19 protein-coding genes are annotated in these 17,359 nt (G+C 62.6%); 10 read left to right on the top strand and 9 right to left on the bottom strand.

Features of this window, described 5'->3' with window-relative positions:
* Positions 1-16 precede the first annotated feature (16 nt).
* Positions 17-2,521: a GcvT family protein gene (locus PQR67_RS19175; protein WP_408462494.1), complete on the top strand. Its 2,505-nt coding sequence runs from the start codon at positions 17-19 to the stop codon at positions 2,519-2,521.
* On the opposite strand, the gene PQR67_RS19170 is transcribed toward PQR67_RS19175, so the two are convergent.
* The 3 genes from PQR67_RS19170 to PQR67_RS19160 all read right to left on the bottom strand — a co-directional run bounded on the left by PQR67_RS19170 (position 2,518) and on the right by PQR67_RS19160 (position 4,529).
* Positions 2,518-3,057 (bottom strand): cytochrome b, encoded by a 540-nt coding sequence (locus PQR67_RS19170; RefSeq protein ID WP_408462492.1) that lies wholly within the window; start codon positions 3,055-3,057, stop codon positions 2,518-2,520. The genes PQR67_RS19175 and PQR67_RS19170 overlap by 4 nt on opposite strands.
* A complete protein-coding gene (locus PQR67_RS19165) occupies positions 3,054-4,145 on the bottom strand; it encodes a catalase family peroxidase (RefSeq protein WP_408462490.1) in 1,092 nt (363 codons plus the stop codon). The genes PQR67_RS19170 and PQR67_RS19165 overlap by 4 nt, the downstream gene beginning before the upstream one ends.
* Positions 4,146-4,259: 114 nt before the next feature.
* Positions 4,260-4,529 carry a DUF4148 domain-containing protein gene (locus PQR67_RS19160; protein WP_408462487.1) on the bottom strand — a complete coding sequence of 90 codons (270 nt, stop codon included), beginning with the start codon at positions 4,527-4,529 and terminating at the stop codon, positions 4,260-4,262.
* Positions 4,530-4,710: 181 nt separating this feature from the next.
* Here PQR67_RS19160 and PQR67_RS19155 point away from each other — a divergent pair, with 181 nt between their 5' ends.
* The 3 genes from PQR67_RS19155 (at position 4,711) to PQR67_RS19145 (ending at position 6,925) form a co-directional block, all read left to right on the top strand.
* On the top strand, positions 4,711-5,436 hold the full coding sequence (locus PQR67_RS19155) for an anti-sigma factor family protein (protein ID WP_408462485.1): 726 nt from the start codon (positions 4,711-4,713) through the stop codon (positions 5,434-5,436).
* Positions 5,437-5,582: 146 nt separating this feature from the next.
* On the top strand, positions 5,583-6,101 hold the full coding sequence (locus PQR67_RS19150; protein WP_408462482.1) for a sigma-70 family RNA polymerase sigma factor: 519 nt from the start codon (positions 5,583-5,585) through the stop codon (positions 6,099-6,101).
* Complete coding sequence (locus tag PQR67_RS19145; RefSeq protein ID WP_408462480.1) at positions 6,098-6,925, top strand: anti-sigma factor family protein; 828 nt, start codon at positions 6,098-6,100, stop codon at positions 6,923-6,925. Before PQR67_RS19150 ends, PQR67_RS19145 begins: the two co-directional genes overlap by 4 nt.
* 23 nt (positions 6,926-6,948) lie before the next feature.
* Here the strand turns inward: PQR67_RS19145 and PQR67_RS19140 are convergent, their stop codons facing one another.
* From PQR67_RS19140 to PQR67_RS19130, 3 genes are all read right to left on the bottom strand, one after another.
* Positions 6,949-8,019, bottom strand: a complete 1,071-nt coding sequence (locus PQR67_RS19140; RefSeq protein ID WP_408462477.1) for a lipase secretion chaperone — start codon at positions 8,017-8,019, stop codon at positions 6,949-6,951.
* A 4-nt stretch (positions 8,020-8,023) separates the two neighbouring features.
* Positions 8,024-9,118 (bottom strand): triacylglycerol lipase, encoded by a 1,095-nt coding sequence (locus PQR67_RS19135; RefSeq protein ID WP_408462475.1) that lies wholly within the window; start codon positions 9,116-9,118, stop codon positions 8,024-8,026.
* 101 nt (positions 9,119-9,219) lie between these two features.
* A complete protein-coding gene (locus PQR67_RS19130) occupies positions 9,220-10,155 on the bottom strand; it encodes an AraC family transcriptional regulator (RefSeq protein WP_408462473.1) in 936 nt (311 codons plus the stop codon).
* Between the two features lie 206 nt (positions 10,156-10,361).
* Between PQR67_RS19130 and PQR67_RS19125 the strand changes: the two genes are divergently transcribed.
* The 3 genes from PQR67_RS19125 (at position 10,362) to PQR67_RS19115 (ending at position 12,120) form a co-directional block, all read left to right on the top strand.
* Positions 10,362-11,276 (top strand): NAD(P)H-binding protein, encoded by a 915-nt coding sequence (locus PQR67_RS19125; RefSeq protein WP_408462471.1) that lies wholly within the window; start codon positions 10,362-10,364, stop codon positions 11,274-11,276.
* A 26-nt stretch (positions 11,277-11,302) separates the two neighbouring features.
* Positions 11,303-11,512 (top strand): hypothetical protein, encoded by a 210-nt coding sequence (locus PQR67_RS19120; RefSeq protein ID WP_408462469.1) that lies wholly within the window; start codon positions 11,303-11,305, stop codon positions 11,510-11,512.
* 194 nt (positions 11,513-11,706) lie between these two features.
* The gene (locus PQR67_RS19115; RefSeq protein WP_408462466.1) at positions 11,707-12,120 is read left to right on the top strand and encodes an SRPBCC family protein; all 414 of its coding nucleotides are present in this window, start codon (positions 11,707-11,709) and stop codon (positions 12,118-12,120) included.
* A gap of 57 nt (positions 12,121-12,177) precedes the next feature.
* Here the strand turns inward: PQR67_RS19115 and ribA are convergent, their stop codons facing one another.
* Positions 12,178-12,828: a GTP cyclohydrolase II gene (gene ribA, locus PQR67_RS19110; RefSeq protein WP_153142376.1), complete on the bottom strand. Its 651-nt coding sequence runs from the start codon at positions 12,826-12,828 to the stop codon at positions 12,178-12,180.
* Positions 12,829-13,117: 289 nt separating this feature from the next.
* Between ribA and PQR67_RS19105 the strand changes: the two genes are divergently transcribed.
* Entirely contained in the window at positions 13,118-13,561 is a 444-nt protein-coding gene (locus PQR67_RS19105) for a CBS domain-containing protein (RefSeq protein ID WP_408462463.1), read from the top strand.
* Between the two features lie 311 nt (positions 13,562-13,872).
* Here the strand turns inward: PQR67_RS19105 and PQR67_RS19100 are convergent, their stop codons facing one another.
* Positions 13,873-14,217 carry a DUF4148 domain-containing protein gene (locus PQR67_RS19100; protein WP_408462461.1) on the bottom strand — a complete coding sequence of 115 codons (345 nt, stop codon included), beginning with the start codon at positions 14,215-14,217 and terminating at the stop codon, positions 13,873-13,875.
* A gap of 274 nt (positions 14,218-14,491) precedes the next feature.
* Entirely contained in the window at positions 14,492-15,139 is a 648-nt protein-coding gene (locus tag PQR67_RS19095) for a DNA-3-methyladenine glycosylase (RefSeq protein WP_408462561.1), read from the bottom strand.
* Positions 15,140-15,531: 392 nt separating this feature from the next.
* On the opposite strand from PQR67_RS19095, the gene PQR67_RS19090 reads away from it, so the two are divergent.
* Positions 15,532-15,897 carry a BON domain-containing protein gene (locus PQR67_RS19090; RefSeq protein ID WP_408462458.1) on the top strand — a complete coding sequence of 122 codons (366 nt, stop codon included), beginning with the start codon at positions 15,532-15,534 and terminating at the stop codon, positions 15,895-15,897.
* 345 nt (positions 15,898-16,242) lie between these two features.
* A complete protein-coding gene (locus tag PQR67_RS19085; RefSeq protein WP_408462455.1) occupies positions 16,243-17,325 on the top strand; it encodes a calcium:cation antiporter in 1,083 nt (360 codons plus the stop codon).
* The last annotated feature ends 34 nt before the right edge of the window (positions 17,326-17,359 follow it).

Here is a 17,359-nt window from a genome sequence, read left to right as displayed (position 1 = left end):
CAACCAATTTCCACACATGTCCACATCCATCCCCACCCATGCCCGTGTCGTCATCATCGGGGGCGGCATTATTGGCTGTTCGGTCGCCTATCACCTCACCAAACTGGGTTGGACCGATGTGGTGCTGCTCGAACAGGGTCAACTGTCGTGTGGTACGACGTGGCACGCGGCTGGCCTCGTCGGTCAACTGCGCGCGCAGGAAAGCATGACCAGACTGATCCGCTATTCGACCGCGCTCTATGCCGACCTCGAAGCCGACACGGGTCTTGCGACCGGCTGGAAGCAATGCGGCTCGCTTTCGGTGGCCCGCACGGCCGAGCGGATGACGCAACTCAAGCGCACCGCCGCCGTCGCGCGCGCCTATGGCGTGACGTGCGACGTGATCAGCCCGCAGGAGGCCGGCGATCTATGGCCGGTGATGCGTACCGACGACCTGCTCGGCGCCGTCTGGCTACCCGGCGACGGCAAAGCGAATCCCACTGATCTAACCCAGGCCCTCGCGCGCGGCGCCCGCACACGCGGCGCGCGCATCGTCGAGAACACGCGCGTCACGGCGATCCATACGCGTACCGCGCTCGAAGACAAGGCCAACGGCACCACCGGCGCACGCGAAGTGAGCGGCCTCGCGTGGCGCAACAAGGAGGGAGCGGAAGGCACAATCCGCGCCGATATCGTCGTGAATTGCGCGGGCCAATGGGCCAAGGCGGTTGGCCGCCTGTGCGGCGTGACCGTGCCGCTGCACTCGGCCGAGCACTACTACATCGTCACCGAACGTATTGCCGGCGTGCATCCGGACCTGCCCGTGATGCGCGACCCGGACGGCTTCATCTATTTCAAGGAAGAAGTGGGCGGTCTTGTGATGGGCGGTTTCGAGCCGAACGCGAAGCCTTGGGGCATGAACGGCATCCCGGACAATTTCGAATTCCAGTTGTTGCCCGACGATTGGGATCAGTTCGAAATCCTGATGGAAAATGCGCTGCAGCGCGTGCCCGCGCTCGAAACCGCGCAGGTCAGGCAGTTCTACAACGGCCCGGAATCGTTCACGCCGGACAACAACTTCATGCTCGGCGAAGCGCCGGAGTTGCGGCGCTTTTATGTCGGTGCGGGTTTCAACTCGATGGGGATTGCGTCGGCCGGCGGTGCGGGCATGGCGCTCGCCGAATGGATCGTCGCGGGCGAGCCGACGATGGACCTGTGGCCGGTCGACATCCGCCGCTTTGCGCGCTTTAACGGTAACGACACGTGGCTGCACGATCGCGTGAAGGAAACGCTTGGCCTGCACTATGCGATGCCCTGGCCAAATCGCGAACTGGACAGCGCACGGCCATTTCGCCGCTCCCCGCTGTATTCCCTGTTGCGTGAAGACGGCGCCTCTTTCGGCAGCAAGATGGGCTGGGAGCGCGCCAATTTTTTCGCGCCGACACCCGCCGAGGCACGGATCGACTACGCGTTCGGCCAGCAAAACTGGCTGCCGTGGAGCGGCGCCGAACATCGCGCGTGTCGCGAAGGCGTCGCGCTATTCGACATGACGTCGTTCTCCAAATTTCTCGTCAAAGGACGCGATGCAGAGAGCGTGCTGCAAGGCATCGTCGCCAACGACGTCGCCGTGCTGCCCGGCACCACCGTCTACACGGGCATGCTCAACGAACGCGGCACTTACGAATCGGACTTCACGCTGACGCGTCTCGCCGACGATCAATATCTGCTCGTCACCGGCACCGCGCAAACCACGCGCGATTTCGACACCATCGAAAAAGCGATTCCGCACGACAAACACTGCACGCTGGTCGACGTCACCGGTCAATACGCCGTGCTCGCCGTGATGGGCCCGCGCTCGCGCGCATTGCTGCAAAGCGTGTCGAAAGCCGACTGGAGCAATGAGGCGTTTGCGTTCGGCCAGAGCCGCGAGGTCGATCTTGGCTATGCGACGGTGCGCGCCACGCGTCTTACCTACGTGGGCGAACTCGGCTGGGAGTTGTACGTGCCGGTGGAATTCGCGGTAGGTGTCTACGAGACCCTGCACGCTGCGGGCAAAGCGTTCGGTCTCGTCAACGCGGGCTACTACGCGATCGATTCTTTGCGCATCGAGAAAGGTTATCGCGCGTGGGGCCGCGAACTGACGCCGGATACGAATCCGTTCGAAGCGGGTTTGTCGTTCGCGTGCAAGCTCGACAAGGACATCGTATTCCGCGGCCGCGATGCGTTGTTGAAATTGCGCGCCGAACCGGTGCGCCGCCGCATGGTGGTGCTCACCGCCGATGGCGCCGCCGATCGCATGTTGTGGGGCGGCGAAGCCATTCTTCGCGACGGCAAGCCGGTCGGCTTCGTCACTTCGGCGGCGTTCGGACACACGCTCGGCTGTCCGGTGGCGATGGGCTATATCAACAATCCGGACGGCGTCGCCGACGCGGCGTACCTGAACGGCGGTCAATACATGATCGACGTCGCCGGCGATCTGCTGCCGGCGACCGTGCATCTGAAGGCACCTTACGATCCGCGCTCGGAGCGGGTGAAGGGCTAACGCCCGCCGCGCGCCATACTCGAGAACACCCCGTCGCGGCGGATCAAGCCATGAAACAGCGCCGCCGCGAGGTGCAGCAGCACGGTGGCAAACAGAGCGAATGCGAGCCATGTGTGCAACGCGCGCAGTACTGCGAACAGTTCGACGTTATGCGGCGCGATCGGCGGCAAATGCAGCGAGCCATATAGCGTGACCGGATATCCGGATGCGGACAACATCGCCCAGCCGATTACCGGCATGGCCGCCATCAGCGCATAGAGGACGAGATGCGACAGCCTGGCGGCGATGCGTTGCGGCACCGGCATGTCGCGCGGCAACGGCGGCGTGCCGCGCCTGATACGCACACTCGCGCGCAATATCACCAGCAGCAGCAAAGCAATGCCAAGCGGCTTGTGAATCGCGATCAGCGTGTTATGCGCATGCGACACCGTCGCAACCATCCCCACCCCGATGAACAGCATCGCGACGATCAACGGCGCCATCGTCCAATGCAGGGCTCGCGCGAGCGGACTGAAATGTGCTTGCCGCTGCTTCATGACCGGCCTCCGTTTGTCTGCGTTTGGTGGATCGCGGGATGCAGCGTCTCTTCGAGCGTGCGACGCTTATAGGACAGCGCGTAAGCAGCCGAGCGTGCCGCGAGCAAGGGATCGTTCGAAGGCCGGATGCCCGCGGGCAAGATGGTCGGGTCGAAATTGACATCGCGGCACGCACCGTCTTCCTGCGGCGTCGAACGATCGATCACCAGCGTGCCGGCATCGATATGCTGGCGATCGTCGGGCCATTGCATCGTTGCGTCGTCGACGGGGTCGCCCGGCTGCGCGACCGTCAGGATCAGATGCCAACGCAAGGGTCCGCTTTGCAGGCGCTGGTCGAGGTCAGCCGCAAGGAAATTCTTCTCAGTCTTTTGCGCGTCTGTAATCGGCGCATACGGTGTTTCAGGCACCATTGCCCAACGCACGGCGCGAGTATCGCCAGCACGATCGGCAAACCAGAATGCGTTGATGCTGTAGTACGCGGCGTTCGCCAGACTCGATGAGGGTGGATGCGCTTTCACCCAGGCCTGAAATGGCCTCGTCTCCGGATTCGTGTCGTAAAAGGTTTTCAGCTTTGCCGGGTCCGGTTTGCCAGTTGCGGCATCGGGTTTCGCCGCAACCAGTTGCTGATAGAACTGTTCCGGCGTATGCACGGCAAAAACGGGCGTCGAATTCATTCCCGTACGCCACTGCTCGCCATTCTGCAATTGAAACAGCAAGGCCATACTGCGCACCGGAGAGCTCGTGTCGGGTGCGGACGGATTGCCACCCGGTACTGCAAAACGCCCCGTGACCGGCGTGCGGCCAACGGCGAACACCGAAGCACGCGACAGCATCGCGCCGTTGCCGTTACTGTCGAAATAGCCCTCCACGCACAAGCCCTTTGCATGATTGCGGCGGTAGCCCGGATGCGGCTGACCGGCCACTGCTTCGAACGTGTTGATGAAACGCGACGCAGTGAGCCGCGCGGGCGTCAGCCAGCCCGCGGTATAGGCGAAGCCGCCGGCAAGAGCCGCAACGACCGCGCCGATCGCGGCGAGCCGGCATGGCACGCATAGGGGTCCAGCATTGGGAACGGATGGTTTTGTCACGACGACTCCTTGACGCCCGGAAGGATGTACTCATTGGTGAACACCCAATGCAGCGATCTATTCCATCCGATATCCGGCGCGCCCGTTCGCAACGCGCGCCGGATAGTGTTCCCTTCAATTGGCGTTACCTGCTGCCGCGCTGCCGCTCGCCATGTGGTTCGCGGCGGCCGCCTTTGCGGCGTATGCTTCCTTGTTGTGTTCGACCTGCTGTGCAAAGACGGGACTCACGTCCGGATACGATGCGTCAGTAACGTAGTCAAGGCCGTTCTGTTGAGCTTCGATCAATTCCTGGTACACCTGAGCACGTGTCTTGCCTTCGGCAAAGACGCTCGACGAAGCGGCAAGAATGACGACGGACAATGCGGCAAAAGCGATCTTCTTCATGATGAACTCCAGAGAGTTTTGTGCGGGTTCGCATGAGGGAAAACCACCGGTCGGCGGTTTTTATTCCTGCCTTGACGCTTCGAAAAAAACAAACTTCGAACCGGGAATAAACTCGCCTCAATGCGTGTTTGCCGATGGTTAGCTGCAATCCGTTAGCTGAAATCCGACGAACGCCGCCACCATGACCTCAATCGACGCCCCTTCCGACCCGCCGCTTTCCGAAGCAGACATTCAGGCTTATGCCGATGGCACACTGACGCCGGAGCGTGCCGCGTTCTTGCAGGACTATCTGGGCAAGGATCCGGCGGAAGCGCGCCGGGTGGCGTTCTACGGCAGGCTGAACGCGCGGATGCAACAAGCCTTCCAGACAACCGATGAACCCGTTTCGAACCGTGCGCAAGGGTGGCGCGGCGCGTTTCGCCAGTTGATGACCGCGAAGCGTCCGGGCAAGGTGGTCCATGCGCTCGCGGCGCTCGTTCTGACGTTCGCGGCCATAAGCGGCTGGTTGGCCGCCACCCAGGTGTCCCGGCAGGCGCTCAACAATGCCGCCGTGATGGCGCTGGCGGAAATCGCCGCCGCACCGTATTCCGCCGCGTCGCCGACGCGAACCAGCGAATCCGCACCGACGCTCGCAGCGGTCGGCTTACGACTCGTGGATCAAAGGGTCCTATCGCTCGGCCCGTTCCAACGCGCCAACGAATTCGTCTATCTGAACGAAGACAACCAGCCCGTCGTGGTGATTTCCACCCTGGCACTGTTTGCACAGGCGCAGCCGCAGTGGGCCGCACGCCGCATCGGCGAGATCCGCTTGCTGACCTGGACGGCGCAGCGCCAGCACTTCGTGGTCGCGGGTAACGCCCGCACTCGTCGTCTGATGCGTGCCGCCGATGCGATGACCATGCGGTAAGCCCTCCGGTGGTTTTTCTCGCGACGCTGCAAAAAACTACGGAATAAAATGCGCCCACGCGTGTTCACACTTCGAATACGCGTGGCGGTTCAATCGACGGACGCCCATCCGGCGCCCCACGAGCAGCCCCACGATTGGGATAAAAAATGGATGTCCGTGACGAGTTGATGGAGCATGTGCCGCGTTTGCGGCGCTATGCGCGAGCGCTGATCAACAATCGCGATCTCGCCGACGATCTGGTGCAGGACACACTCGAACGCGCGCTCGGCCGCACCGGCATGTTCCAGCCCGGCACCGATCTACGCGCGTGGCTGTTCACGATCATGCATAACGTGTTCGCCAATCAGGCGCGCAAGGCTTCCGCACGCGCCATCCACGTCGCGGTCGACGACGATAGTGTGCATGAAAGCGAATTTGCCGTGCCGTCCGATCAAACCCGTTCGCTAGAAATGCGCGACCTCGACTACGCGCTGCAGCGCCTGCCCTTGGAACAGCGCGAGGTCGTGCTGCTAATCGGTCTCGAGGAAATGAGCTATGCCGACGTGGCCCTCGCCCTGAATATTCCGCTTGGCACGGTGATGTCGCGCCTCTCACGCGGACGCGAGCGGCTTCGGGCCTTGATGGCGGGCACGCAGCCCGGTGCAAAATTACAGGTGGTGCGATGAGCGACCAACACACGCCGATCGGCGAAGAAGACCTGCACGCCTACGTGGACGGCACGCTGTCCGACGAACGGCGCGTCGAGGTGGAGCGCGCGCTCGAACAGAGCCCCGAGCTGGCCGCGCGCGTCAGCGACTATTTCTCGCTGAACAACATGTTCCATGGGCGCTATGACCGCGTGCTGAGCGAGCCCGTGCCCAAACGTCTGCAGACGGCTGCGGCCGGCAAGCGCCGCTCGCGCATTGCGGCCAATTGGCCGCAGTTTGCCGGCATGGCGGCGGCGCTGGTGATGGGCGTGGGCATCGGCATGGGCACGCATATGGGGCAGGACGTCGTGGCGCCGGTCGCCAGTCACTCCGACACGCGCCCGGTCAGTGCGAACAGCGCGGAGATGTTCGCGCGGCAAGCCGCGGTGGCACATGTGGTCTATATGCCCGCCGTGGACCGTCCGGCCGACATGACCGCGGATCACGAACAGGATTTCGTGCAATGGCTGTCCAACCGGCTCGGCACCAACGTGCATCCGCCGATGCTGGCGAAAAGCGGCTTCAACCTGTCGGGCGGCCGCCTGCTGCCGGGCACCGATGGTCCGACTGCGCAATTCATGTATCGCGGGCCAAACGGCGAACGCGTGACGCTGTGCATTTCGCATCGGCAGGCGAACTCGAATACCACGGCGTTCAAGCTGTATCAGGATGGCCCGGTGAACGTGTTCTACTGGGTGGACGGCGACTTTGGCTATGCCGTGTCAGGTGGGATCGATCGCAAGGTGTTATTGCAACTCTCGCATGATGTTTATTCGCAGTTGACGGGCGTGGCGCCGGGTTGACGGGCCGGGCCGCGATCGCGGGTTCAATTTGCTGAACCGCTGCCGCGATCGAGCGACGCCGCGCGCATGGCGTCGCCCGGATTGCTGAAGAACTGCTGACGCAGTTGCGCGATCTGCGCGTCGCGTTGCTGGGGCGGCAAATCCTGCTTGTCGATCTGCTCGCGCTGGTTCGCGTAGTCCGCATAGCGGGACTGCCAGGCGTCGTCGGCTTGCTGCATTTGCACGACGCGCTCCGCCGCTTCAGGGCCAAGCGTTTGCGTGATCTGCGCACGCATCGCATCGAGCGAGCCACCCTGCTTCTGCGCCTGAGCGATCGCGTCGAGCGCGGCCTGCTGCTGGCGGGCACGCTCATGGGCCGCGCGTATTTCCGGCGGCAGCGTCGCGTCCAGCGCGGCGAGACGCGCCGCTTTTTGCGCGTCGCTTAACGCGCTATCCGAGGCGATGCGCAAGCGCGCCAAATCCGTGTGCTGTTGTTGCGATTCAACGCCGAAGAACGGCTCGTTCCATTCGCCCATCAATCGGGCGCCTAGCGCGTCGCGCTGATCGAGCGCGAGTTGCAGCGCTTCGACGTTCAGCTTTGCGCCGCCCTGATTCTGGCTTTGGTTTGGTGTCGGAGCGCTTTCCGGCAGTTGTGCGAGCGCCTTGAGGTAAGCGTTATAGCGCTGCCAGACGCTCAGCGCTTCGGCGGCAGCCGGTGTGCCGTCGAGTTGTGCTGCGATCTGACGATGCACCAACGCGTCGAGCGTCGCGACGGAGATTTCGTTTTGCGTCGTCAGGAAGTAATCGAAGAAGTCGCGGACCGCACGCGTGCGCGCGAGACGGCCGTGGCCATCGGTTGGCAAACGGGGTGGCGACGAACCGTCGAGCGAAGCGGGCAAGGTGCCGGCAATCGACAGGTCGGTGGCCGGGTCTTTGCTCAAGGCGAGCACCGGTTGCGCAGAACTCGCTGCATTCCCCGCGTTGAGTGCTGACGCATCATGCGCGGGCGGCGTGCGGTTCAGCCAGAACGCAACGCCCGCCGACACCGCACCCACTGCAACGAACGCCAACCACTGACTCCGTGCACTGCCCCGCTGCCGGTCCGATCGCAGCATCCGTTCACACGCCCTGCGTCTTCAATCGATTCGCCTGCGTGCGGATCACCGCGACCGGGTCCGCGGCATTCGCGCCGCGCACGCCGAGTAACTGGTTGATTTCGTCGAGGTGGTTCCACTTGTAGCTGGTGCCGAGCACTTTGCCGTAGAGGGCGCTGCACACGGAGACGAGGCCGTCGTTCTGCCCTGACTGGCGGGTCAGCATGATCGCGCCGGTGCCGTACAGAACGAGTGTCGACGGATCGAGGACGTCGGCGGAATCGATTAGCGCAACACTGGTGTCGGTGGCGCCTGGAATGCCAAACACCGAGGTCGGCTGAATCGCACTGCCCGCCCACGAGTACAACAAATGCGTGTTGCCGTTGACGGTTTCCGTCGCCGCGCCCGTTTGACACGAACCCGGTGCGCCAAGACCCGCGCTCGGATAGCGCAAATTGTAGGCTGCGGCGTTCGCCGTGGTCAGCGTTTGCAGCGCGGCGACTGCGTCCTGGTTGGTGTTGTGATTGCTACTCGTCAGGATGCCGAATATATTCGCAAAGGCGCCGATGATCGGTGTCGAAAGACCGGTTGGGTCCTTTTTCAGTACATCCTGCACGAAGTCGGCGAACTCCGAGCCGCGATGCGGCGTGCCGATCGTGGTCACGGACGCGACGAGTTCCGGCGCCACCGCCGCAACGTAGCGCGAGGTCAAGCCGCCCTGGCTGTGGCCGATCAGGTTCACCTTCTGCGCGCCGGTTGCCGCGAGAACCTGCTTCACGTAGGCGAGCAACTGTTCGCCCCGGCCGTTCGGACCGTCGTCGCTTTGAAAGCCCGAGAGATTCGCCACATACACGGTTGCGCCGTGCTGCTGGAGGTCCGACTGAATGCCGTACCAGTAGTCGAGCACGCCGAGATACTTATCGGTGCCCGTGAGGCCATGGACGAGAATGATCGGATAGCGGGTTGCCGCGTAATCGTCGCTGCTGGTGTTCGACGTCGCCGCAACCGCGCGATCGATGCCGGCCGAAGTGGCGAATGTCAGAAGCACGGCGAGCGGCGCGTTGGCAACAGCAGCAGCGATTGCCCAGGCGACGATGCGAGAACCCTTCGATTTCGACATGTGACGGCCTCCGGTTGCGAAGTCCGCATTTAGCTATGGAAATCGGTTTAGGGCAATAGAGCGGGAACTCCAAACTGGTTATGGTGGTGCGGGTTCAAGGGCTATCGCAGCGTTGCGATGCGGCGGGCATTGAGGGGGTCGAGTTCGATAACACGGCCCGGATTCGCACTTGACTTAACCAGCTCCCGCGGCGTCACCCCCAACAACCGCCCCATCCAATGGGCCATATGGCTCTGATGGGCAAACCCCGTCTCCAGCGCGATCTGGCTCGCGCTCAACCTGCCATGAAGCAACAACGCCCTCGCCCGTTCGACTCTTCGCTGCACCACATACTGATGCACCGGCATGCCGAGCGTTTCCCGAAACAGCACCTTGAAATGCGGCACGCTCAACTCGGCGTGCGCGGCCAGTTCGTCAAGCGTCAGGCGCTGATCCAGATGCGCCTCGATAAACTCGATCACGCGCGCCGCAGTCTTCGGCGCAAGCGTACGGCGTTTGTTTTCGAGCCTCTCGAGTACCGGCGCGCTGCCGACCAGCCGCACCACCATCGCCGTGCACAGGCTCTCAGCGTAGAGCGGATCAGACGCATCGTCCGCTTCGAGTTCGGCGCGTAATGCCCAGGCCAGATGCTGAAAGCGCGGATCGCGCATCTGGAACTGTGGACGAAGCCGGGCTTCGCTCGTCTTCAACTCCAGTTGTTCGACGGTGCGCTGCGCGAAGTCCTCGCCGATCCAGATACTGAAAATCGTGCAGGCGGACTCATCGGTCCACTGCCCGTCGACACCCGCGGGAATCACATCGGCGTCGCCATGCGCCTGAATCCGCGAATAGCGCTTCTCGTTGCACATGCAACGCGCCTTGACCGGCGCGCCGACATGCACACCCACGCGATGATGCTTGAGCGCCGGAATCCGGTGCAGCCCGGCTGCCACGTTCACCAGCTCCGCGCCAAAACCCTGCCAGCCGAGCGCCTTGCTGGAGCGCAATGCGACGCGGGAACCACTGTGCGGTTGCAGTATCGGTGTCACGGCATTCATTGCTTCCCTCGTGGATAGCGGCCAACGTGTGTGCATTGTGCTGCGTTTTTCGTGGCTTTGCTTGAGCGCGAGCCGCCTCGATACGCATGCTGCGTCGCCGCAAAGAAAACAGTCATCCGAATCTGCGCATCACGATCCTCGCCCGCGCGTTTCTCTACCCCCATCTCCCTAAGATGGCGACATACCGATCCAGCAAGGAGCTGAACGTGTTCGTGATCTTTGGAGCAGCAGGCAATGTAGGCAGAGTAAGTGCCGCGGCGTTACGCCGGGCGGGCCGTGAAGTGCGCGCGGTGGTCCGCAACGGGCAGCAAGGTGCGGTGCTAGCGGAAATCGGCTGCGAAATCGCCATTGCCGATCTGCTCGACCCCGCCTCGGTCGCGCGCGCCATCGAAGGCGCCTACGCGGTGCAGATACTGTGTCCGGTGCCGCGCGCCGACGCCGACCCCGCAACCACGATGCGGCGCATGATCGACGTGAGCGCGAACGCATTGCGCGCCAACCCGCCGCAACGCCTGCTCGCGCTCTCCGACTACGGCGCGGAACACGCGAGCGGCACGGGCATTACAACGCTGTTTCACACACTCGAAACGCAGCTCGCGCACGTTGCCTCGCAATTGACGTTTCTGCGCGCCGCGGAACACATGCACAACTGGGCCCGCGTCTTACCTGTCGCGCTCGCGAGAGGCGTGCTGCCAAGCCTGCATCATCCGTTGGTCAAGCTGTTTCCGAGCGTCGCCGCGGAAGACGTCGGCCTGCTGGCCGCCGAACTGCTGCTCGATGACAGACCAGCGAAGACGACGCCACGCATAGTCAGTATCGAAGGCGAAGCGCGCGTCAACGCGCTGGACCTTGCGCACACGCTCGGTGCGTTGACGCAGCGTCAGATTACGGCCCACGAAGTGCCGCGCAGCAGATGGGCCGCGATGCTCCAGGGCGCGGGACTCGGCGAGAATCACGCGCGTCTCATCATGGAACTGTACGACGCGCACAACGCGGGCCGCATCGACGTCGAAACGGAGATCAGCGAGCGGCGCTTCGGTTCGACGGCCCTCGCGGACGTCTTCACGGCGATCCTGGCGCGGGTCGCCGCAACATCGACGGCAACCGCCGCTGGACGCTAAACCACACTCGCGATAGGAGAAACGGCATGCATACCTGCCCTTTGCTGCGCGCATCGGTGAAGTCGCGCAAAATCGCCGCGCGTCGCCCGCTGCAAGCGCACGGAACGACGAACACTCGCGACTGGACAACGATCCTCGCGCTCTCGGCAGGTCTCGCGGGACTGGTCGGCTGGCGCGCGCTTCAGGACGTGCTCAACGCGATTCCCGACAGTAACGACGACTTTGGTTTATTCTGATTCGCTGCAACCCGGCGCGGATCCAGGCATCCCGGTTTAACTCGGCCCGGTACGCCGTGGATGCGCCGTATCGTCCGTGGCAAGGGCGACGCAGCCACGACTACGGACAATATTCGCCAACTGCCCGGCGTCATGAAGGATAATTTCGTTCGTCACTTCATTGAACCTCATAACGGCAAACGAAAGGCAACGTCATGACCACGAAAATCACCGTCGAATCGCTCGTCAACGCGCCCATCGCCAAGGTTTGGAGCGCTTACACAACGCCGAGCGATATCAAACAGTGGAACACGGCGTCTGACGATTGGCACACAACCCAATCCACTGTCGATCTGCGCGTCGGCGGCATTTTCTCGTCGCGCATGGAGGCCAGGGACGGCAGCTTCGGCTTTGATTTCGAAGGCACCTATACCAAGGTCGTTCCTGACGAACTGCTGGAGTTCTCGTTTGGCGACCGCACGGCCTCGGTGCAGTTCATACCGGGAGCCAAGGGCGTGACGGTTCGTGTTGTGTTCGATGCTGAAGCGGAAAATTCCATCGAACAGCAGCAACAAGGGTGGCAAGCCATATTGAACAACTTCGCAAAGTTCGTTCAGGCGCGGCAGTAAAGCAACGCCACTGCACCGGCCACCGTTTGCAAACGGTGGCCGGTGCGCACGCATGGCTTACTCGTTTTCGTCGAAGTAGTGCCCAAACTTCGACTGTTTGGTGCGGATATAGCGCTCGTTTTCCTCGCGCATTGGAATCGCCAGCGCGACCCGCTCGCAGACCGGAATGCCGTGCTTCGACAGCGTGTCGAATTTCTCCGGATTGTTGCTCATCAGGCGCACCGAGGTCACCTTGAGCGTGCGCAGAATGCCCGCCGCCGAATCGTATTCGCGCGAGTCATCGGGCAAGCCGAGATCGAGATTGGCCTCGACGGTGTCGCGACCCTGCTCCTGCAGCGCATACGCGCGAATCTTGTTCGACAGGCCGATACCGCGCCCTTCGTGGCCGCGCAGATAGAGCAATACGCCGCAGCCTTCGGCCGCGATATAGCGCAGCGCCAGGTCGAGCTGCTCGCCGCAATCGCAGCGATACGAGCCGAGCACGTCGCCCGTCAGGCACTCGGAGTGCAAGCGTGTCAACACGGATGACTTGTTGGCGACGTCGCCCATCACGAGCGCGAGATGTTCGGCCCCGCTTTCGCACACGCGAAACACGTAGGAGGTGAACGTGCCGTAGCGCGTAGGGAGCGTGGCGGTAGCGTCGAGGATGACGCACTCGCCGTTGATTGCGCCGTCTGCTGCTGGCGACGGATCGTGAGACGTGAGCATGGCGTTGGGCAATGGTGCTGACATGAACCCGGTCAAACCGGGGATAAAGGACGGACAAGTAAGGACTGGAGTTTACCGCTAATCGGCGCGACGCACCCGGATGTCCATGCGCCGGGCAAGGAACCGCCGTGGCGCCGCGCCGCTCTCGAGGCTAACCCATGCCAGACGTGCCGCACGCCACAGGTATTCCCGAAGTACTTCGGCGGCGCGTCGCGCCTATACTGGAATGGCCTGTCCCTCACGACAGCGCGCCGCATCGGCGTGCTGCACTGCGAAACGGAGCCGCTCCATGACAAGCGTTGCACAGCTTCTTAAAACAAAACCCAATCACACCACCGTCTTTACTGTCGAGGCCAACGATTCCGTCTACGACGCGATTAAGCTGATGGCTGAAAAAGGCATTGGCGCACTGGTCGTGACAGAAGGCGACAGCATCGCCGGGATCATTACGGAGCGCGACTATGCGCGCAAAGTCGTGCTGATGGACCGCTCGTCGAAGGCCACGCCAGTACGCGACATCATGAGCAAAGCCGTGCGCTTCGTGCGGCCCGACCAGACCACCGAAGACTGCATGGCCCTGATGACCGAACGGCGCATGCGCCACTTGCCGGTGATCGAAAACGACCGGCTGGTGGGCATGGTATCGATCGGCGACCTGGTGAAGAACATCATCGCCGAGCAGCAATTCACGATCCAGCAACTCGAGTTCTATATCCACGGCGAACGGCCCTGAGCTTGGCCGCCCGACGCGCGAACTCGCGGCGATCGCGCGTCAAGCGTCAAGCGTCAAGCCTCAGGCGTCACGGATCGCACGCCGCCGGGCGCAACGAAGCACAAAAAAAGCCCAATCCTTGAAAGAGGTTGGGCGAAGCTACCTTGCGGCAGCGGAGGTTTCCGTTTCTTCAATGCGCGCCGCATAAGACGCGCATTGCCATACCCGTATCGAACTGCTGACTGCTTGCTGATCGTCGAACGTGCGCTCAATCGATGCGCGCACCGCGCGCGTCACCCGGCTGCGGACCGGATCGGCCGCAGCCGCGCAATTCAGTTACCGAAGTAGACCGACTTCGGGCCAGACATCGGCTGGACCACGCCACCCGCTTGTGACGAACCGCTTACCGCGCCACCGTAACCGCTGGTATCCGCGACCGGTTCCTGCGTCTGCGCGACGGCCGGGTTTTGAGCCTGCACGCGGCCTTCGGCGGCCTGAATGTCGGACGGATAGTTCGTGTCGTTGCTCGCGGCCGGGTTATAGCCGGCTTGTTCCAACTGGATCAATTGACTGCGGACTTCCGCGCGGGTCACGGGTTGTTGGCTCGATTGAGCGAACGAAGCGACCGGGGCGGCGAGAATGGCTGCAATAGCGACTGCCTTGATGAGCGATTTCATGATGACTTACCTCCAGACCTGGTTTTTTGCTTCGCTTACCACACCATGTGAGAAGCGAGTGACTTCAGTCTAGTCACCCGATCATCAAGGGAAAACCCTTGATTGCGAGATAGATAATTGTTCAAAACGCAAGAATGCGGCGGAACTTACCAGCAGGCAACATTGAAGCCCCATCTTTACCGTAATAATTGTCGGGATCGTAACCTTTCTGTCTGATGTTTCTGCAATACACCGCTACCGAGCGTGTTCTGCCGCATTGCATGGCTGCCAATGGTCAATCTGGCGCACCGGTCAAAGCTTCCGCATGCGGCGGCAGCAACAGTTTTCGCGGTCCGCTGACGAACGCGCTGCCGGGCTCGAAAAACCGTAGCGGCCGATGCATCTCGCGCGACAAACCGATGCGCGTCGTCACGCCGATCGGACCATCCCCTGTCTCCATCACGCCGATCCACAAATCGCGCCCGGTGCAAAGATCGCGACCGTCGAATGACTGACCGATGCCGAAGGCCATGGTGAGCCGGCCGGGGCCGCGCGCGAGGTCGCGCAGGGGTACGCCAGGCCGCCGCGCTTCTATCAGAGGCAAACCTTCCAGCGGTTCGATGGCGCGAATCAGAATGCCCGCGCCGACCTCTTCCGCTTCCGCGGACATATTCAGCATGTACGAAAGCCCGTACGTGAGCCGGATATACGCATGGCCGGGGGCGAGAAACATCGAGCCGTTATACGGACGGCGGCCCATAAACGCGTGACTGGTCGAATCGCCGATCGGATACGCCTCCGTTTCGACAATCCGGCCGCTCATACGGCCTTCGGGGAGATCGTGCACCAGGTATTTGCCGACCATGAAGCGCGCCAGCGCGGTCGCATCAGGCGGCAAATCGTCACGACGCAAAGGGCGAACGGGTAGCGGTTGAGTCGGCATGCAGTCCAGACGGATCGTGAAGCGCAAAGCGCAAAGTTCGATGGATCGGCGATCCGGGCATCCAGCCGGCACGCCAAAGCGTGTCACCCACGCCGCATCGAGCGGTAAAGCGCCATCGGCCTGCATTCATCGGCCCATTCGTTGTACCAAAACCTCATTTCCGGGCAGCGACGCAATCACCATGGCACTAATTGGAGTATCGTGTGTTTCCGGCCTGCAGCACAGCCCTTGCCGGCATGCGTGAGTTTAAGTGCGCCTGATCAACTTACAGTTTGCAAGAAGTCGTACGATCCGCAGCACCGTTCCATTCAGATTTGATCCCGAAGTACCGCTGGCGTAGGACGACGGCCCATCCACGGGCCGTCGTGTTCATGACAATAGGAGAGAGTTGAATGAAAGCATTCCAGGCAATCAAGATGGTCGGCGGCGCGCTGATCGTTCTGGCGTCCATCAACGGGTATGCGCAAAGCAGCGATGCTGCCGCTACGACTGCCCCGACGGCGGCTTCCTCGGCGACCAGCGCCAAGTCGGTCAAGAAAGCCGACCGGGCGTTGGGACGCAAAGTGCGCAACGCGCTGTCGAAGACCAAGGGCCTGTCGGTGACCAACATTACCGTGCGTGCGCGTAGCGGCGCGGTGACGCTGGCCGGCACGGTGCCTGAGCAGCCGCAAGTCGACCTCGCCACCCAGGCCGCACAAGCTGTCCCAGGCGTAACATCGGTCAAGAACGCACTGTCGATCCGTCCGGTCGGACAGTAAACCGCGTTACCCGCCTTAGCGCTATACCCGGGCGCAATGCTTCTCACGAAGCGGCGCGCCCGGACTGCAACACCCCTGTCTCCCTGAATTTCCCTGAAGCTGTCAACATCGACCGTTGCGGACCCTCGCCACTGCGTCGGCGCAATCCGTCCCACAGGCTGACCAAGCCTCGCCAGCTGCGAACTATCCTTTATAATTTAATGCGTTAGGGCGCGTTGTTGACAGGATGGTTTAGCACCCACGCTCGCTCGCAAGTCTTGCCGGCGCCCGTCTGCCTGCATCGCGCCGGTCCGGTTCAAGCCGCAAAAACCCGCCACACAAACCCGCAACGAAAGGAAGTCCCGAATGACCGCGCCCGCAACCGCCTTGCCCCGCTGGACCATTGCCGCGCCCTTCGTCGCCTGGATCGTGCTGGGCGCCGCCTACGTCCTGCCGGGCAACGGGCTGCTGCTCGCGCTGATCGGGGTTGCGCTGTGCGCTGCCGTGTTCACGGCGGTACATCATGCGGAAGTCGTGGCACATCGCGTCGGCGAGCCGTTCGGCACGCTGGTGCTGGCAGTGGCCGTGACCGTGATCGAAGTCGCGCTAATCGTTTCGGTGATGTTGACGTCCGGGCCGGAAAAAGCCGGCCTCGCGCGCGACACAGTGTTCGCCGCGGTCATGATCGTCTGCAATGGGATCGTGGGCATTTGCCTGCTGGTGGGCGGCATCCGGCATCGCGAGCAGGACTTTCAGAGTCGTGGCGCCGCAGCCGCGCTGGCGGTGCTTGCGTCGTTGTCCGTGTTGACTCTGGTAATGCCGAACTACACGACGACCAGCGTGGGTCCAGTTTTGTCGTCATCGCAACTGGCGTTCGCGGGCGTGTCCTCGCTGGTGTTGTACGGGGTATTCGTGTTCGTCCAGACCGTGCGGCATCGCGACTACTTTCTTGCGGACGTGCCCGACGAGGACGTCCATGCCGCCCCGCCGAGTCTCGGCGTGGCGCTGACGAGCGGTGGCTTGCTGGTAGTGTGCCTGGTCGCGGTCGTGTTGCTGGCGAAAGTGCTCTCGCCCGTGGTGGAAACGACGGTGAAAAACGCTGGCGCGCCGCCGGCGGTGGTCGGCATTATCATTGCCGCGCTGGTGCTGCTGCCCGAAGGGCTCGCCGCGGTGCGCGCGGCGCGGGCCGATCGCTTGCAGAACAGCCTGAATCTCGCGCTCGGTTCGGCGCTGGCCAGTATCGGCTTGACCATTCCAACCGTCGCCGCGGTGTTTTTGTGGACCGCCCAGCCGCTCATCCTCGGTATCGACGGCAAGGAAACCGTCTTGCTGATGCTCACCCTGGTGGTCGGCACCCTGACGCTGAGTTCCGGACGCACGACGATCCTGCAAGGCGCCGTCCATCTGTCGTTGTTCGCGGCGTATCTGTTTCTGTCTTTCGCGCCCTGATGGCGGGTTCAAGTGAGCGGCGTTCTCCCCCGGA

Source organism: Paraburkholderia fungorum (genome assembly GCF_046026025.1).
GTDB lineage: Bacteria > Pseudomonadota > Gammaproteobacteria > Burkholderiales > Burkholderiaceae > Paraburkholderia > Paraburkholderia fungorum_E.
The sequence above is the reverse complement of the archived record's forward strand: the minus strand, read 5'-3'. Positions and strand labels throughout refer to the sequence as shown.

Bases quoted from the DNA above. Each gene is read 5' to 3' on its own strand.
- PQR67_RS19175 (WP_408462494.1), top strand. From the start codon at position 17: ATGTCCACATCCATCCCCACCCATGCCCGTGTCGTCATCATCGGGGGC.
- PQR67_RS19170 (WP_408462492.1), bottom strand. From the start codon at position 3,057: ATGAAGCAGCGGCAAGCACATTTCAGTCCGCTCGCGCGAGCCCTGCAT.
- PQR67_RS19160 (WP_408462487.1), bottom strand. From the start codon at position 4,529: ATGAAGAAGATCGCTTTTGCCGCATTGTCCGTCGTCATTCTTGCCGCT.
- PQR67_RS19155 (WP_408462485.1), top strand. From the start codon at position 4,711: ATGACCTCAATCGACGCCCCTTCCGACCCGCCGCTTTCCGAAGCAGAC.
- PQR67_RS19150 (WP_408462482.1), top strand. From the start codon at position 5,583: ATGGATGTCCGTGACGAGTTGATGGAGCATGTGCCGCGTTTGCGGCGC.
- PQR67_RS19145 (WP_408462480.1), top strand. From the start codon at position 6,098: ATGAGCGACCAACACACGCCGATCGGCGAAGAAGACCTGCACGCCTAC.
- PQR67_RS19140 (WP_408462477.1), bottom strand. From the start codon at position 8,019: ATGCTGCGATCGGACCGGCAGCGGGGCAGTGCACGGAGTCAGTGGTTG.
- PQR67_RS19135 (WP_408462475.1), bottom strand. From the start codon at position 9,118: ATGTCGAAATCGAAGGGTTCTCGCATCGTCGCCTGGGCAATCGCTGCT.
- PQR67_RS19130 (WP_408462473.1), bottom strand. From the start codon at position 10,155: ATGAATGCCGTGACACCGATACTGCAACCGCACAGTGGTTCCCGCGTC.
- PQR67_RS19120 (WP_408462469.1), top strand. From the start codon at position 11,303: ATGCATACCTGCCCTTTGCTGCGCGCATCGGTGAAGTCGCGCAAAATC.
- PQR67_RS19115 (WP_408462466.1), top strand. From the start codon at position 11,707: ATGACCACGAAAATCACCGTCGAATCGCTCGTCAACGCGCCCATCGCC.
- ribA (WP_153142376.1), bottom strand. From the start codon at position 12,828: ATGCTCACGTCTCACGATCCGTCGCCAGCAGCAGACGGCGCAATCAAC.
- PQR67_RS19105 (WP_408462463.1), top strand. From the start codon at position 13,118: ATGACAAGCGTTGCACAGCTTCTTAAAACAAAACCCAATCACACCACC.
- PQR67_RS19100 (WP_408462461.1), bottom strand. From the start codon at position 14,217: ATGAAATCGCTCATCAAGGCAGTCGCTATTGCAGCCATTCTCGCCGCC.
- PQR67_RS19095 (WP_408462561.1), bottom strand. From the start codon at position 15,139: ATGCCGACTCAACCGCTACCCGTTCGCCCTTTGCGTCGTGACGATTTG.
- PQR67_RS19090 (WP_408462458.1), top strand. From the start codon at position 15,532: ATGAAAGCATTCCAGGCAATCAAGATGGTCGGCGGCGCGCTGATCGTT.
- PQR67_RS19085 (WP_408462455.1), top strand. From the start codon at position 16,243: ATGACCGCGCCCGCAACCGCCTTGCCCCGCTGGACCATTGCCGCGCCC.